Origin of the sequence: Erwinia sp. HDF1-3R (assembly GCF_039621855.1) — a bacterium.
In the GTDB taxonomy this organism is placed as follows: domain Bacteria; phylum Pseudomonadota; class Gammaproteobacteria; order Enterobacterales; family Enterobacteriaceae; genus Erwinia.
This window is the reverse complement of sequence record NZ_CP155071.1, coordinates 1,849,663-1,866,071: the sequence shown is the minus strand read 5'-3', so window position 1 is coordinate 1,866,071 and position 16,409 is coordinate 1,849,663. Positions and strand designations below refer to the sequence as shown.

Here is a 16,409-nt window from a genome sequence, read left to right as displayed (position 1 = left end):
ACCATAACCGCGGCCATGAGGGGAGTCAACCCGAGGAATGTGAGCGACGCAGCAAGAGTGAAAACTCCTGCTGCGTAAAGGGGCGTATCGCTTCACTGCGAAAAAACCTTTACTCCTGTTTAATCAGTCATTAGAGCAATAACTGACCAGCGGCCGCCAGTGCCTGCGCACCGGAACGGACGGTATTATCATAATTGTAAATATCTGTACGATACTGCGGCTCACCGTCGTCAGCTATCCACGCGGTCAGATAATAGAGGTTGACCGGAATACGATGCCTGATAGGAACATAGCGGGTATCGCCCTCCTTCAGGGTGCTGGAGATGCGCACATTATTCCAGCCAGCATCCTGCAGCAGCAGATTAGCGAGATCGGAAGCCTTGTTCACCCTGACGCAGCCAGAGCTGAGCGCGCGAATATCCTTCTGGAACAGATTATGGTTCGGCGTATCGTGCAGATAAATAGCATCCGAGCTGGGCATATTGAATTTGTAACGGCCAAGTGAGTTGGTTGCGCCCGGAGCCTGACGGATGCGATAAGGGAAAGAGGCCGCGGAAATCATATTCCAGTCAATAGTCGTGGGATCGATAACCTGCGCTTCGCTATCCCATCCCGAAAGCAGCTGGTAGTTATGCTTATAAAGATAGGAGGGATCAACTTTGACTTTAGGCACGATATCCTTGCGCACCAGGGTGGTCGGCACATTCCACGGCGGATTCAGCACCACGTTATTCAGGGCGCTGCGCATCAGCGGAGTTTTGCGATCCGGGCGTCCAACTATCACCCTTGAAGCCAGAATCTGATTCCCGTTGAGATAGTAGATCAGCGAATAGTTGGGAATATTGACCATAATGCCATTGTGCATGTCATCAGGCAGCAACCGCAGGCGCTGAATGTTTAGCGCCAGCAGCGCCGCACGCCGCTGCGGCGAAACATTCAGCCACTCGCGGGTACGCAGACCGATGGCGCCGTCGGCTTCCAGCCCCTGCCAGCGCTGGAAGCGTTTCACCGCGGCAACTAAATCCTCGCTATAGACCAGAGTCGGGTTAGCGGGCGGCGTCGCGCCCTGAAGATCGCCGACCGCATTGGGCGTATCGGCTTTCACACTCTCAGGCTGCGGCGTTGCGGACGGGCTTACCGCCACGTTGACGTCGCTGACGCTGACTGGCACGTTCGAGGTTGGCACGGCATCCTCATCTGGCCTCGGTGCCTGCGTATCGGCAGAAAGCATACCGGTGCGCTGCAAAATTTCACGCAGCGCTGGGACGCTATCACTCATCTGGCCCGGACGCAGGGTTTCCCGACCCGCCAGCTGAGGCCAGGGGTGGGTATCAGCCAGCAGCGTTTTAAGCGCCTGATGCATACGCGGATACTGAGGGTGCTGCGGCGCCAGCGAGACGATAAAGGCCTCATCGCGACTTGCCGCTACGGCTCTTTGCCACTGGTTAATCACCGACTGGCCAGGTGCCTCCATCTTGTAAGGCACATTGCTGTAGAGCCAGGTCTCACCTTTAAGCGGTACATTCGAGACGAATTGCAGATAGCCCAGCATGGCATCCGACAGAACAACATCCCGCGCCTGACCGGTAACGGCGGGCTCGGTCAGCAGTTTTATCCATTGTGTAAACTGCGGCTGAACACCCGAAATGGCGACTTCGGCCAGCTGCTGTTGAAACTGCCGGACGGCCTGACGATCCTGCCACATCGGGCGCATACCATGACTGGCATAGAGCGACGCCAGCTGGCTCAGATAAAAAGGGCGATAGCCCGCTGGTAGGTGGGCCAATATCTGTGACTGTGCCTGAGAGTGACTCACTGATACGTTAACCGGCGCGGAAACAGGAGGAATACCTGCCACGGCGGAGTGACTCCCCCCCAGGGAGAGCGCCAGACAACAACCCAACAGGGATAACCTTGCAGTAAACGATTTTGCCAGCAACATCCCTTGCCTCCTGAGCAATGTCTGAACGGACGGGCCATCACTTCGTGGTGATTATTATAAGTGTAGAAAAGAAAACGGCATCAGCGTGAACCGCTAATGCCGTAGGTAGAGTAATCTGCCGCCAGCTTTTTATCTATATCTGACGGCGGAAAATTTCACCTGTTATCAGGACGAGGCCTGGTGCTCAGGCGTCTCGTCTGGCGTGTTCGCGGCAGTCGGTTCCGCAGCAAAACCGCGCAGCCCCACTACGTGAACGTGTTCAACATTATTAACCACTTTACGCACCAGTTTATAGGTGGTCCCCTTCTCCGGACTGATGTTTTCCGGCGCAGCGATGATCAGCTGCATTCCCAGGCGGTCGCACAGTTCAAACAGCGTTGCGATGGATTTCGCATCAAGGCGCGCGGCTTCATCAAGGAACAGCAGTCGACAAGGAGAAATATCCTTGCCGCGCAGGCGTCGTGACTCCTCTTCCCAGCTCTGCACAACCATGACCAGAATAGACATCCCGGTACCGATCGCCTCACCGGTTGACAGCGCCCCACTCTCCGCACGTAGCCAGCCATCAGAACCGCGGTTAACCTCAACTTCCATTTCAAGGTAGTTACGGTAATCCAGCAGCTCTTCACCAATGGTTTGCGGCGTGCGCTGTCCCATATCAATCTGCGGATTCAGGCGCTGGTAGAGTTTAGCCAGCGCCTCTGAGAAGGTCAGGCGATTGCTGTTAAACAGATCCTGATGCTGCTCATGCTCTTCCGACAGCACGTCCAGCAGCGTCGCATGAGTTTCCCGCACGTTAACGTTGAGCCGGACGCTTTTCACCTGGCCAAAGCTGACGCTTTGCAGCCCCTGGTTGAGCTGGCGAATACGGTTCTGCTCGCGCTGAATGGTTTTGCGGATAATGTTCGCCGCGCTGCGCGAGCTGATTGCCAGCATCTTCTCGCGCGCCGTCAGCTCTTCGGTCAGACGGCCCAGCTCAATTTCCATCTGCTCAATCGCTTCGACCGGATCGTCGGTGCGGATAATATCCTGCCGGATACGCTCACGCAGGTGCTGATAAACGGCGATAAAGAACTGAATTTTGCGCTCGGGACGTTTAGGATCCTCCGACAGGCGCAGGATGTCCCGCAGGTGTTCATTGTCTGCCACCGCCAGACGCAGCGCACCCAGCGCCTTATCCGACATGGATCGCAACTCATCTCCGCCCAGATAGGCCAGCTCGCGGCGATGCAGCCTGCGCTCAACGCCGTTATCTTTCACCAGGCGCAATACTGCCACCCAGCCAGACTTGGCGCTCACCACCTGCTCACGGCTCTGGTGGTAGTCACGTTCGACGCGACGCAGTTTTTTCTGAAGCGCATCCATTTCTGCTTCACAGAAGGTGAGCTGTTTTTCCAGCTGATTGCGCCGTACGCGGTTGTTGCTCAGGGCCGTATAGAGTTCATCCCGGCGCAGGCGCGCGCGCTCCTCGGCACTGGCATCGGCCTGAACGCCGATATCCTGCATCTCCTGCTGAAGCTCTTTCAACATATCGCGCTTGGCGTCGTAAGAACTTTTTAGCGACGCCAGCACCTGAGAATACTGGGTAAACTGCGCCTGATGACCACGCAGCTTTTCACGCGCCCGCGCCCGCTCAGCCTCGGCGTGTTCAAGACGCTGACGCAGCTTCTCATTCAGATCGCTATTGCCATCCAGCATACCCGCCGAATCCACATAGCCAAAATGCGCCCGACGCTGGACGACTTCGGTCAGGGCAAACGCCTGCTGACGTGCATCGCGCTGCACCTGACTGGCCTGGGCATAGTCAAGCTTGAGCTGCTCGTGCTGCTCGGGGTCGCTTTGCAGCACCGAAAGCAGCGGCTCAAGCTTCGCCAGGGCGCTTCCCTGCTGTTGCAGGAAGCGCGCCGCTTCCTGCGCTTCGTCCAGCCGCTCCAGCAGCTCATCGTAGCGATCCTGGAGCGTTTCATCCATCAGCAGGCTGACGCGAGGCATCAGACGGTTCAGCTGAGAAATGCCCTCCTTCGCCTGTTCAAACTGCTGACGCTGCTGCTGATTTTCCTCTTCATGCGCACTTATTGCGCGCTCCAGCTCCGCGCGACGCGCATTGTGCTGGCGCAGAGCGGCTTCCGGATCCGGGTCAAAGGCCACGCCGAGATGGGTGCCGATAAAGCGGCTGAACGACTGATGCAGTCGCTGCGTTTTCTGCACGTCAAAGGAGAGCGTGGCATAGCGTTCGGCCAGCGTCTCACGCTCCGCATGCAGGAGTTCAAGCTGATTTTCACGGGCTGCGCGGCCAAACAGCGGCACTTTTGGAAAGCGGGAGTAGCGCCACTGGCGCTCACCCGACTTCACCACCACCGCTTTATTCAGCTCCTCGACGTTAAATACGCTGTCGTCAAACGACTGCGGATCCCCTTCGATGAGATAGAGATCTTCGGGACACTCTTCCAGCCCGTCCAGCTGTTCACGGATCCGTGACAGATCGGGAACGACGATGGCGTGGCGGGCAGGACCGTAAAGCGCAGAGAAGTACGGGGCATCGTCGATCGTTACATCGTCGTAAATCTCGGACAGCAGCACGCCGCCAAAGCGCTCGGCCAGCGTATTCAGGCGGGCGTCTTCGGCCCCTCCCGGCTGGCTGAGACGTTCGATCTTGTTCTCCACCCTGCGTTTGCGGCTGGAAACCTCGTCACGCTCAACGGTCAGTTCACGCTCGCGCTCCAGCAGCATCTGCATAAACTCAGTCACCTGCTGGCTGTTTTCCAGCGCCTGCCCGGACTGTTCGCTCAGCTGGCTGAGAATATCCTGCGCGGCCAGCCACTGCGGTGCCTGACGCGTCAGGCGGGCGATGCGTTCACGCACCTGTTCCAGCTCCTGACGCATCTCCATACGGCGTTCACCGGCATCCGCAACGCTTTCGCCCAGCGCCTCGATTTGCGCCTCCAGGCCGTGCTGCAGTCCTTCAAGCTCCTGCGGATCGACCTGCTGACCCTGGCGCTTGCAGAAATCATTCAGCAGCCGCTCCGCATCCTGCTGTTCGCGCAGCCGCTGTTCCATTTCGGCCAGGCGCCCGCGAAGGGACTGAAGCTGGTCGGCGTGGTAGCGCTGATTACTGGCGTCGCGCAGCAGCTCGCGCCCGGTCTGATACGCTTCGCTTCGGCTGACGGGCCCGGCAATGCGGGTCACCAGTTCAAATGCCTGTTCAAACTGGCTGTGCGCCGCCCCGGCCACGCTCATTTTTTGTTCCAGCATCAGCAGGCGTTCGGTCGCCTCCTGCTCTTTTGCCTGGAACGTCTCCTGCCACTCCTCAGCGTTGTCCACGCTCAGAGCGGGGATCTGGCAGAGTTGCTGCGCGCGTTGCAGCGCCTGTAGCGCCTGCTGATACTGAATCGCGCGCGTTTGCTGCACATCCAGCGCCTGCTGATAGTCAGCAAGCTGGCTTTTCAGTTCATCAACCTCCAGCTCCGCTGCCTCTGCGCGCGCCTCGTTGTCCTCATGGACTTCACGCGCTTCGGCCACTACCTCGCTCTGCTCCTCCAGCCGGAAGGTCAGCTCGTCGATATCACCTTCATAGCGTTCGATTTTCTCCTGCTGACGCATCGCGGTCTGCACCAGGCTGAGATGATCGCTGGCGCTCTGGTAGTCAGTTTCAAGATCGCTTTCCGCTGCGCTGTGCTCAGCCAGTTCGCGCGACATATCAACGTGTCGGTACTGCTCGGCGGCAAGCTGTTTGCGGCTGCTCAGCAGTTCGCTACGCTGCAATAGCGCGCCATCAAGGTGGATACGACGCTCGTTGGCGTGGCGCATATAGTCCGCGGCAACGTAGCTGGTCGCCTCAGAAATCAGATGCTTAAACAGATCGCGGTCAGACTGCGTAACGCGGATAGCCTCAAGCGTCATGCGGTTTTCGCGCAGGGCGGCTTCCATATCCTGAAATGCCTTACGCACACCGCTGTTTTCCGGCAGCAGGTAATCGCGCAGCGAGCGGGTAATGGCGCTGGAAATACCGCCGTATAGCGAGGCTTCAATCAGGCGATAGTATTTGCTGCGATCCGCCGCTGAGCGCAGGCGTCGGGCCACGATCCCCATATCAAACATCATGGAGTGGTAGTCGGTGATGGAGTTGTACTGCTTAAACTGGACGCTCTCCATCGCTTCGAACTTCTCTTTCAGCTCACTGAGCGGCAGCACGCGCGCCTGACGCGCATTAACGGTTTCGGTAAGGATTTCCGTCGGGTTAATGGAGGTCGGCAGTCCGTGAATGCTAAAAGGTTTGATATCGACCTTACGATCGCGTCCGGCAACCTGTTGCAGGCGTACGCCAACGATCACCCGCTGGTGCACCGAGTTGACCACATCCAGTGCTGCATAGCAGACGCCGGGACGCAGCTTACCGTGCAGACCCTTGTCGCGGGACCCGGAGGTTGCCCCCGCCTCGGTGGTATTACGGAAGTGCAGCAGCGTCAGATCGGGGATCAGCGCGGTGATAAAGGCGGCCATGGTAGTGGACTTACCGGCGCCGTTGCCGCCGGAAAGCGTGGTGACCAGCTCATCGAGGTCGAAGGTTCGGGCAAAAAAACCGTTCCAGTTGACCAGCGTCAGCGAGCGAAATTTTCCGCGTTCAATCATTCCTGTTCATCCTCTGCGTTGTCGGATGGGCGACTCTGCGCCTCTCCTTCCCCATCGCTTTCATCATTCAGCATCAGGCCGCCATCAATCGCCATCGCCTCACCGTCCCTGATCATTCTCAGCTGGGCTGCGCGCGCATCGTCTCCGCTGCGCACGTCGGCACCAAAGCGAAATACCGATTCAATAATGCGAAACTTGCTGCTGTCATTGGCCATAAACCACACCATGCCGAGGCGGCGCAGGCGATTGAGCGACGCGCGCATTTTTTCCTGTAGCTTCTGGCGGTCGAGATCGGAACCGGTCGAGCGCTGGTTAACCAGCTTCAGCAGCTTGCTTTCATCTGCCAGCGTTACCAGCTCGTCATACAGCTCCTGCTGGGTGAAAATTCCCTCATTGGCTAATCGCTCCGGGCTGAGATAGAGGTAGCAGAGGATCTTGCCTACCATCATATCCAGTTCGGAGAGCACCGAGCGCGGGATCAGCGTGGTTGAACGCGGACGCAGATAGAAAAAACCTTCGGGGGCGCGGATAAGCTCAACGTGATAGCGCGCGTAGAACTCTTCCAGATACTCCTGGTAATCCATCAGAAAAGCGTGGTTGTCCAGCTCCTCAATCCCGACGTGTCGACCTGCTCGCAGCTGGCTGTCCAGCGCCGGGAAAAGTGGGTTAGCCAGCGCCTGCGCCAGCTTAACCGGCATTACTTGTTCAATATTTATCGATGACATGCGCCTGCACCCTGGCTCCGTAATCATTAATGACCTGCCACTCAGCGGGCAGGCCGGAGAAATCTGCTTCAGCCACGCCTAAGCGCACGGCCTGATCGACAACGATTCGCGCCACGTCAAAATGGCGCGCGCGCGGATACTGCTCCAGATAATCACGCATTACCGCACCGAGATTAAGCGGTTTTTGCTGCGCCTTGTAGATGGCCAGCGCCTCGGCAATCATGGCGGCCAGCTGCTCGCGGATCTCGCTGAACTCTTCGTATTCCAGCTCGGAAGGCAGCTCGCCGGTTACCTCTTCATTGCGCAGCGTCAGCTCTTCGTCACGCACGTCGTACAGACGATCGGCATTGGCGTAGGTTAATGCCCACGGCTGGTCGAAATAGTTCTGTACCGACTGGCGTAATCGTTGCGCAAATACGCGGTTTTTATCCATATCAATGGCGGTACGAATAAATTTATGGACGTGTCGGTCGTAGCCGATCCACAGGTCAATGGCCTGCTGGCCCCAGCTGATAATGCGGTCAAGTTTGTTTTGCAGGTCAAACACCAGCTTGTCGACGAAGCCCAGATCGGGGCTGTTCATCGTCGCATCCTGAATGCGCAGCAGATTAGCCTGTAGTTTGTCGCCTGCGGCTTCCAGCGTGTCCTGTAGCTCACGCAGCGTACCCGAGGTTTCATTAAGCAGCAGCTCGCAGCTGGAGATGGCCGCGCGCCAGTCCTTATTCAGCAGCTGCGCGATATCGTCTTTCACCGCCTGCTGTTGCTCATCCATGATGCGCTGGGTGATGTCGATACTGTCAAAAATCTCCGCCACGGAGTATTTCAACGGGGCGAAGACGTTACGATGCCAGTGAAATTCATCGCCGTTTTCCGCCGCCGCGTCCGCCGCGCGCTTGAGTTCGCCGGCGACGATAGAGAGCTGCATTGACAGCCTGAGCGTGGAAAACTCACGCTGGCGAATGTAGTAGTCGGTAATACCGATGGCCAGCGGGGTCAGCCGGTAGATAGCGTTGCCTTCGGAGAACTCACTGGTAAAGCGGTTAAGCAGGCGCTGACGTACCATGTCGTTGATAGCGTTATTAGCACGACTGGTCAGCGTTTCGCTGGTTTGTTCAAATCCTTCACTGACGTGACGGAAAGCATCAATCAGTTCACCTTCGCTCATTTCACCATCCATACGCTCCCCGTTGAGGGTGGCAATGGCCAGCAAAAACGCCAGCCTTTCGGTAGGCAGTGAGACGGAAAAGTCATTTTTTCGCGCCCAGGCGACCAGCTCCGGTACGGTCTGGGAAAGTTCACTCATGGTTCGTCCTGTTTGTGGGTTTCCGCGCGGTAACGTGGATGTAACGGCCCAAACTTAAAAAGGGTTCCTGACGGCAAAAACGTTTCTCCAGCGCCAGAACCTCGTCAAATCGCTCAGTCTGCTTATTTTTATCGCGCATATAGTCATGAAACACGCGTACGCCAGCTTTGTTTTCTATGCTGAACCCGGCATTCTCCAGCCAGCCATAAACCTGCTGTGGGTCGCGGGGAAAATCGGGAGAGAGCGTTTTTCGCTTACGCTTGCGCAAATCCGCCTGCATATAACCAAAATTCCCCAGCACCAGGGTTTGCATCGTCAGGCCGTTGAGATTGTAAAACATCAGCGACAGTACGCCGCCTGGGGCCAGCGTGTCATAGAGTGCCGCAAGAACGGCTTCGGGATCCGCCACCCATTCCAGCACCGCGTGAAACAATACCAGATCGGCTGGCTTATCCAAATGTTGAGCGACCTGTTGTGCGCTAATTTGTTTAAATTGCATGTTGTCGCTCACACCTTTCTCTTCGGCATGACAGCGCGCGCGCGTTAACATCTCGCCGGAGAGATCGCAAAGCAGCACGTTATGGCCTCTGGCAGCCAGGCCGCAGGCGGTTTGCCCTTCGCCGCCGCCCGCGTCAAGAACCTGTAGCGGTCCCGGCGGCAGCGACGCAAGAATATCCTCCAGCTCCTGCCAGACGATGGCCTGCCGGATGCGGCCTTTAGTGGTACCGTAAATATTCTTAGAAAATTTTTCAGCGATATCATCAAAGTTGCGATCCTGCTGCATGTTCTGGCTCCGGCGGCTCAGTAGGTGATTCAGGGCGCTATTTTGACATACACTGGCGGAGAATGAACCTTTCAGTCGCCGCTTCGCTTTTGGGTGGCGTTTTTTCGGACAAATGGAGCTTTTTTCCATGCTTTTTGCGTTAAAAAAAGCGACTGGCGGGCTGTTGCTGCCCCTGCCCGTGCTGCTGATTCTCATGGCAATAGGAATTTTATTACTCTGGTTCAGCCGCTGGCAGAAAACGGGCAAAATTACCCTCTCCGTTGCCTGGCTGCTGCTGTTAGCGCTGAGCCTGCAGCCGGTGGCGGATTCACTGCTGGCACCGATTGAAAACCAGTATCCCACCTGGAGGAACCAGCAGAAGGTTGACTACGTCGTGGTCCTGGGCGGCGGCTACACCTGGAATGCCGCGTGGGCGCCCAGCGCTAATATGCTGAATAACAGTTTGCCCCGGCTGGCTGAGGGGATCCGGCTGTGGCGGGAGAATCCGGGTTCGAAGATGATCTTTACCGGCGCGGCTGCACAGACCAATCCGGTCAGCTCCGCTGAGGTCACCGCCCGCGTTGCACAGTCGCTGGGGGTGCCGGACGCGGATATCATTCGGCTGGATAAGCCGCGGGATACCCGCCAGGAGGCTCGGGAAGTGGCAAAAGTGGTCGGCGACCGCCCTTTCCTGCTGGTGACCTCAGCGTCACACCTGCCGAGGGCAATGATTTTCTTTCATCAGCAGGGGCTGCATCCTCTGCCTGCGCCAGCGAACCAGCTGGCTATCCACTCTCCGCTGAATATCTGGGAGAAAGTGCTGCCCTCTCCGCAGTGGCTGGGGCACAGCGATCGGGCGCTGTACGAAACGATGGGTCGACTCTGGCAGCGGATCACGGCGGGCAGTGATCCGGACTCAGCTAAGCCAGGGGAGGAGTGAACGCGCGGCGCGGTCAAATGTCGCCCGATCGAACTGGCCAAAATGCATCAGGCTGTCAATCTGATCCCACATCAGATAGAGCCAGCGCCGGGCGATAAAGCCTTCGTCTACGGGCGCCCGCTGAAGATAGTGATATAACAGCGATTCTGCCGGCCCTTCCTCACACAGGCGGGTCAGATCGTACTCACGTGGGGCCCAGAGCAGCCGGCCGGGATCGCAGATCGACAGCAGTCGATCGTCCCGGCCCTTAATCAGGCTGCGCAGCCTGAGATTGCCGTGCACCAGCACGCAGGGATCCCTGAAGTCGGCCATCAGGCCGGCAAGGCCTTTACGACTGCGATTCAGCACGGCGTAGTCCTGCTGCGACAGCATCTTCGGCTGCATAAATCCCAGCGTGGACCACAGCACCGAGACGCGCTGCGCATACCACGTGGGCCAGGTGTTCTCCTGCGTGCTGTCGACGCTGCCCACCAGACCATTGCTCTCTACCCGGTGCCAGGTCAGCAGCGCATCGACGATCTGATCCTGTAGCTGATGCCAGCGTACCGGGGAGCGCGCGGGGGCCTCCACCGATACGCCCTCCATCCTTTCGATAAGCAGGACCTCATGCTGCGGCGGCCGCTGACTTGTCACCAGCCCCCAGACCCGCGGCACATGTACGCTACTCTCCTGCGCCAGCACCGAGAGCTTACCGGCTTCCTGCGCGGCCATCCCTTTGACGGTGAAATATTTCGCCACCAGCGGCATGGAGTGGCCCTCCCGGTCGTACAGGAAGTAGAGGCTGGCGTAAGGCTGTTCGCTAATGCGCTCCAGGCGACTGAGATGCTCGCCCAGTACCAGCGACAGTTCTGAAAGAAGCTGTTCCATTACTCCTCCTTAGCAGTGTAAACGGGGCTATTGAGTAAGCAGGCCATGGCGGCGACAAGGCAGAGTTGTGAGCGGAAAAAATCTGCGGGGCCTGGGCTGGCCCCGAAAAATTACTGCATGGCCGCCCGGACGCGCGCCAAATCTTCTGGTGTATCCACGCCCACGCTGGGAATGGCTCTGGCAACGTCAACGTGGATCTTTTCGCCGTACCACAGCACTCTCAGCTGCTCCAGCAGCTCAATCTGCTCCAGCGGACTCGGCTCCCAGCTCACGTAGCGGCGGATAAACCCTGCACGATAGCCGTAAATGCCAATATGGCGAAGAAACCCGTCGCCGATGGTATCGCGTGAGGCCGTGAAGCGCTCACGATCCCACGGGATCGGCGCGCGGGAGAAGTATAGCGCGTAGCCTTTCGCATCACGCACCACCTTCACCGCGTTGGGATTGAACGCTTCCTCCGCGGATTCGATCGGTACCGCCAGCGTAGCCATATCTGCTTCGCTGTTAGCCAGATTCTCCGCCACCTGACGGATGATAACCGGCGGGATCAGCGGCTCATCGCCCTGTACATTGACAATGATTGTCTCGTCAGGAAACTGATAGCGTTCAATCACTTCCGCCAGACGTTCGGTGCCGGACTGATGATCGGCACAGGTCATGCACACCTCTCCCCCTGCGGCTTCGACCGCGCGCGCGACCTCTTCGTTGTCGGTCGCCACAATCACCCGCTCTGCGCCCGACTCCAGCGCACGGGCCATAACGTGAACCACCATCGGTTTGCCGTGGATATCGACCAGCGGTTTACCCGGCAGGCGCGTGGAGGCGAAGCGCGCAGGAATGATTGCCACAAAACTCATGGATGAATCTCTTCCAGCGTCAGCACGCGCGATTCGGTTTCCAGTAATACCGGAATGCCGTCGCGCACCGGGAAAGCCAGACCATCAGGCTTGCAGATAAGTTCCTGATTAGCTTTGCTGTAATAGAGTTTGCCGTGGCAAACAGGACAGGCAACAATTTCAAGTAAACGGTGATCCATGGTATCTCCCTGGTGGACCCGATCGGACAGGATGGTCAGAATATCATAGCACGGCGCAGAGCAGTTACCCCCTGACGTCAAACTTACAGCATCCAGCCATTGCCCCACTCTCCGGCCAGCGCGGCAGGAAGATTTTCCAGCAATACCGACTCTGCCCCCTGCCAGCGTGCAAAGCGGGAGATGGCCTGTCGGAAATCGTGCAGCATTCCCTGAGTCATACTCACCCCTGGCTCCAGCCAGAGCTGCCTGACGACCAGGACTTTCTCTTTACGCAGCATTTTGGCATCCATTCTTGCCTTTAGCGCGCCGCGATGGAGGATCGGTAGCACAAAGTAGCCAAACTGGCGCTTTGCGGCTGGCGTATAGCACTCAAGCCGGTAATCGAAATTAAATAGCTCCCGCGCCCGTTTGCGATCCCACACGACCGGATCAAAAGGAGAAAGAATCGCGGTAAGAGTGGGCTGTGGAATGGCTTCCAGCAGGGGAAACAGCGATTGATGGAGATAGCAGCGCCCCAGGGTCTCAACCTCTGCGGCCACTACCTCACCGTTCTCCAGCCAGCTGGCCAGGGCTTCACTGACCGGCGCACGTTTAAGGCGATAATAATCCGCCAGCCAGGCGGGCTTAAACAGGCCAAGGCTGGCGGCGGTATTGCGCAGCATCTGCCCCACCGCGTCCTCCTCACTCAGTGCATGCTGTGCATCGTCCCAGTCTGGCAATACGCGCTGGCGAAGGTCGTAGACCCGCTGGAAATTACGCCGCTCGGTCACCATCAGCTCGCCTGCGCTGAACAGATTTTCAAGGTGTTTTTTATGCGGCTTCCATGACCACCAGCCTGGTTTTTGTCCGGCAGGCGCGGTGAAATCAGCCGATCTGACCGGGCCGTTTTTCTCAATATGCTGTAAAAGCTGGCTGATTTCCTGCTGCCACGTCTGCATCCACTCCCTGTTGTATTTCCAGCCGAGACGGTGCGGACTAAGCATCCGGTGGCGCAGCAGCGGGTAATCTTCTGCCGGAATAAAGCAGGCTTCATGCGCCCAGTATTCGAACAGTTTTCCGCTGGAGAGTGCCTCGCCCAGCCAGGCCTGCGGGTAGTCACCCAGGCGACTGAACAGGACCAGGTAAGGACTGCGGGCAACCACATTAATCGTATCTATCTGCAACAGAGACATCTGACGCAGGGTGCTAAGCAGGTCGCAAAACTGCGCTTTGCGCTTCGGGGGGCGCAGTAAACCCTGCGCCGCAAGATGGAGCTGGCGAGCCTGTTTGAGAGAGAGTTGGAGGGTGGACATAAGGCATCCCCTGGCAAAAGATGCACTGAGTTTAGCGTAATTCGCATGAGTGTTACGAGCGAGTGAATGATGCGCCTTATGGCCCAGGACGCACCGCGTTTCACGTCGTTAGCGGGAGAGATACGAGCAGGTAAAGAGGCATCCTGTCGCTAAGGGTGCACTAAGTTCCGCGTGGTTAGCGGGAGAGGTGCGCGATGATACTATTCAGCAGTGTGGCTGCCTGTGATGCCTGGAGCTGGGCCTCCACCGGCAGATACCACCAGTTATCGGCGGCAAAGGCGCGTGCTTTCACCGCGTCTTTTTCCGTCATCAGCAGCAGCTGGTCGGGTTCCGTAAGCGCCGTTAACTGTGCAGCGGTGTAGTTTTGATGGTCGGCAAAGGGGACTTCTCTGACCGGGCAAACACCCTGCTGGCGCAGCGTGGCAAAAAAGCGCGGCGGATGGCCAATCCCGGCCATGGCCACCACGTTGTTAAGCGCAGAGAGCGGCTGTACCTCATGAGTTTTCACATTCACCGCCTGGCCGGGTAGCAGCGTCATCGCGATTTCACCCGCCTGCGCCTCACCGCCGTTGGTAATGACGGCATCAACGCCACGCAGGCGGGAAACGCGTTCGCGCATCGGCCCGGCAGGCAGCCACCAGCCGTTGCCGAATCGACGCTGTCCATCCACCACCACAATCTCAACATCACGGGCCAGCGCATAGTGTTGCAGGCCATCGTCGCTGATAATCACGTCAACCTCGCCCTTCGCCAGCAGCGCCTGCACCGCGTCGCGCCGGACTGGCGACACCGCCACGGCAGCGCCGGTGCGCTGATAGATCAGCACCGGCTCATCGCCCGCCTGCTGGGTGGAGGTAAAAGAGTCAAGCACCAGCGGGTAATGCGCTGCGCGTCCGCCGTAACCGCGCGATACCACGCCGGGGCGGAAGCCACGCTTTTGCAGCGCCTCCACCAGCCAGATAACTACCGGCGTTTTTCCATTTCCCCCGGCGGTGAGATTCCCCACCACCACAACGGGAACCGGTGCCCGCCAGGCACGCCGCCAGCCCCAAACGTAGCTGAGCCGGATCAGGTTGCTGACCAGCCCGTACAGCAGGCTCAGGGGCAGGAGCAGCAGGTAAAGCGGCGACCTGCCGCTCCAGAGACGTTCAATCATTGACCAAACTGCATTTTGTGCAGCTGAGCATAGACGCCCTTATGCAGCAGCAGATCGCTGTGGCTGCCACGTTCAACGATGTAACCATCTTCCACCACCACAATTTCATCCGCTTTTTCAATGGTAGAGAGGCGGTGGGCAATAACCAGTGAGGTGCGGTTTTTCTGCAATTCGTCCAGCGCGGACTGGATCGCGCGTTCTGATTCCGTATCCAGCGCCGAGGTCGCTTCATCCAGGATCAGAATCGGCGAATCGCGCAGCAGCGCACGGGCGATAGCAATACGCTGACGCTGACCACCGGAAAGCAGAACGCCATTTTCGCCAATGATGGTGTCCAGGCCCTTATCCATTTTGTTAATAAAGTCCATCGCGTGGGCCATCGTAGCGGCTTTCTCAATGTCAGCACGGCTGTATTTCTCACTGCGCGCATAGGCAATGTTATTGGCGACGGTGTCATTGAACAGATGCACATTCTGCGACACCAGCGCCACCTGATCGCGCAGGGAGCTAAGGGTATATTCACGCAGATCGTGACCGTCCAGTAAAATCTCACCCTGCTGAATATCGTAGAAGCGCGTCATCAGGCTGGCGATAGTGGACTTACCCGAGCCTGAGCGTCCGACCAGGGCGACCGTTTTGCCCTGCGGAATCGCAAGATTGATACGGTGCAAAGCGGGAGTTTCACGGCCAGGATAGGTGAAGGTGACCTCGCGGAACTCAACGTCGCCTTTCGCACGCTCCAGGGTACGGGTGCCGGTATCCACTTCCTGTTCGCTGTCCAGAATAGAGAACAGCGTCTGGCAGGCGGCCATACCGCGCTGGAACTGGGCGTTAACGTTGGTAAGGGATTTAAGCGGACGCATCAGCGCGATCATCGATGAGAATACCACGGTGATAGTACCGGCCGTCAGCGTTGCCATCACGCCGGGGAAACTGGCGGCGTAAAGCACGAAAGCCAGCGCCAGGGAGGCAATAAGCTGAATAATCGGATCGGAGATAGAAGAGGCTGAAACCAGCTTCATGCCCTGCTGGCGCATGCGGTTACTCACCCGACCAAAGCGCTCACTTTCCACCTCCTGACCGCCAAAGATCAGCACTTCTTTATGCCCTTTCAGCATCTGTTCAGCGCTGGCCGTTACATGGCCCATGGTGTTCTGCATGTTTTTGCTGATATTGCGAAAGCGTTTTGAAACGGTGCGAATGGCTAACGAGACAATAGGCGCAAGGACGATCAAAATCAGCGACAGCTGCCAGCTGTAATAAAACATCATGATAAACAGGCCAATAATCGAAGCGCCTTCGCGTACCACGGTCACCAGCGCGCTTGATGACGACGAGGCGACCTGCTCGGAATCATAGGTGATGCGGGAAAGCAGCGTCCCGGTAGACTGCTGATCGAAAAAGGCCACCGGCATGCCCATCATATGGCTGAAAAGCCGACGACGCATGCCCATCACCACGTTACCTGACACCCATGAAATACAGTAGCTGGAGATGTAGCTGGTAACGCCGCGGATCAGCATCAGACCGATAACGGCCAGCGGCATCCAAATCAGTACGGAAGAGTTCGCCTTGCCAAAACCGTCGTCCAGCAGCGGTTTCAGCAGTGACAGCATTAAGGTATCGCCCGCTGCGTTGAGTACCAGCGCAATCGCTGCCACAATCAAACCCGTTTTGTACGGCACGATCATCGGCCAGAGGCGACGGAATGTCTGCCAGGTGGAGAGATCTTTATCCTGATGCATTATTTAACCAG

The 16,409-nt window shown here is 57.8% G+C and carries 12 protein-coding genes; 1 reads left to right on the top strand and 11 read right to left on the bottom strand.

What is annotated here, in order from left to right:
* Window positions 1-130: 130 nt before the first annotated feature.
* From ldtD to cmoM, 5 genes are all read right to left on the bottom strand, one after another.
* On the bottom strand, window positions 131-1,942 hold the full coding sequence (gene ldtD / locus AAGR22_RS08555; RefSeq protein ID WP_073980960.1) for a L,D-transpeptidase: 1,812 nt from the start codon (window positions 1,940-1,942) through the stop codon (window positions 131-133).
* A 165-nt stretch (window positions 1,943-2,107) separates the two neighbouring features.
* Entirely contained in the window at window positions 2,108-6,571 is a 4,464-nt protein-coding gene (mukB, locus tag AAGR22_RS08550) for a chromosome partition protein MukB (protein ID WP_345831276.1), read from the bottom strand.
* Entirely contained in the window at window positions 6,568-7,296 is a 729-nt protein-coding gene (gene mukE, locus AAGR22_RS08545) for a chromosome partition protein MukE (protein WP_067702874.1), read from the bottom strand. Before mukE ends, mukB begins: the two co-directional genes overlap by 4 nt.
* A complete protein-coding gene (gene mukF / locus AAGR22_RS08540; protein ID WP_067702872.1) occupies window positions 7,277-8,599 on the bottom strand; it encodes a chromosome partition protein MukF in 1,323 nt (440 codons plus the stop codon). Before mukF ends, mukE begins: the two co-directional genes overlap by 20 nt.
* Entirely contained in the window at window positions 8,592-9,383 is a 792-nt protein-coding gene (cmoM, locus tag AAGR22_RS08535) for a tRNA uridine 5-oxyacetic acid(34) methyltransferase CmoM (protein WP_067702869.1), read from the bottom strand. The genes mukF and cmoM overlap by 8 nt, the downstream gene beginning before the upstream one ends.
* Window positions 9,384-9,510: 127 nt before the next feature.
* Between cmoM and elyC the strand changes: the two genes are divergently transcribed.
* A complete protein-coding gene (gene elyC / locus AAGR22_RS08530) occupies window positions 9,511-10,302 on the top strand; it encodes an envelope biogenesis factor ElyC (protein WP_345831275.1) in 792 nt (263 codons plus the stop codon).
* On the opposite strand, the gene AAGR22_RS08525 is transcribed toward elyC, so the two are convergent.
* The 6 genes from AAGR22_RS08525 to msbA all read right to left on the bottom strand — a co-directional run bounded on the left by AAGR22_RS08525 (window position 10,279) and on the right by msbA (window position 16,398).
* Window positions 10,279-11,169, bottom strand: a complete 891-nt coding sequence (locus AAGR22_RS08525; protein ID WP_067702864.1) for a YcbJ family phosphotransferase — start codon at window positions 11,167-11,169, stop codon at window positions 10,279-10,281. The genes elyC and AAGR22_RS08525 overlap by 24 nt on opposite strands.
* A 110-nt stretch (window positions 11,170-11,279) precedes the next feature.
* A complete protein-coding gene (kdsB, locus tag AAGR22_RS08520; RefSeq protein WP_345831274.1) occupies window positions 11,280-12,026 on the bottom strand; it encodes a 3-deoxy-manno-octulosonate cytidylyltransferase in 747 nt (248 codons plus the stop codon).
* Entirely contained in the window at window positions 12,023-12,205 is a 183-nt protein-coding gene (locus AAGR22_RS08515; RefSeq protein ID WP_067702858.1) for a Trm112 family protein, read from the bottom strand. The genes kdsB and AAGR22_RS08515 overlap by 4 nt, the downstream gene beginning before the upstream one ends.
* Before the next feature lie 83 nt (window positions 12,206-12,288).
* Window positions 12,289-13,497 (bottom strand): winged helix-turn-helix domain-containing protein, encoded by a 1,209-nt coding sequence (locus tag AAGR22_RS08510; protein WP_345831273.1) that lies wholly within the window; start codon window positions 13,495-13,497, stop codon window positions 12,289-12,291.
* 175 nt (window positions 13,498-13,672) lie between these two features.
* The gene (gene lpxK / locus AAGR22_RS08505) at window positions 13,673-14,653 is read right to left on the bottom strand and encodes a tetraacyldisaccharide 4'-kinase (RefSeq protein WP_345831272.1); all 981 of its coding nucleotides are present in this window, start codon (window positions 14,651-14,653) and stop codon (window positions 13,673-13,675) included.
* Window positions 14,650-16,398 carry a lipid A ABC transporter ATP-binding protein/permease MsbA gene (gene msbA, locus AAGR22_RS08500; RefSeq protein ID WP_345831271.1) on the bottom strand — a complete coding sequence of 583 codons (1,749 nt, stop codon included), beginning with the start codon at window positions 16,396-16,398 and terminating at the stop codon, window positions 14,650-14,652. Before msbA ends, lpxK begins: the two co-directional genes overlap by 4 nt.
* Window positions 16,399-16,409 lie beyond the last annotated feature (11 nt).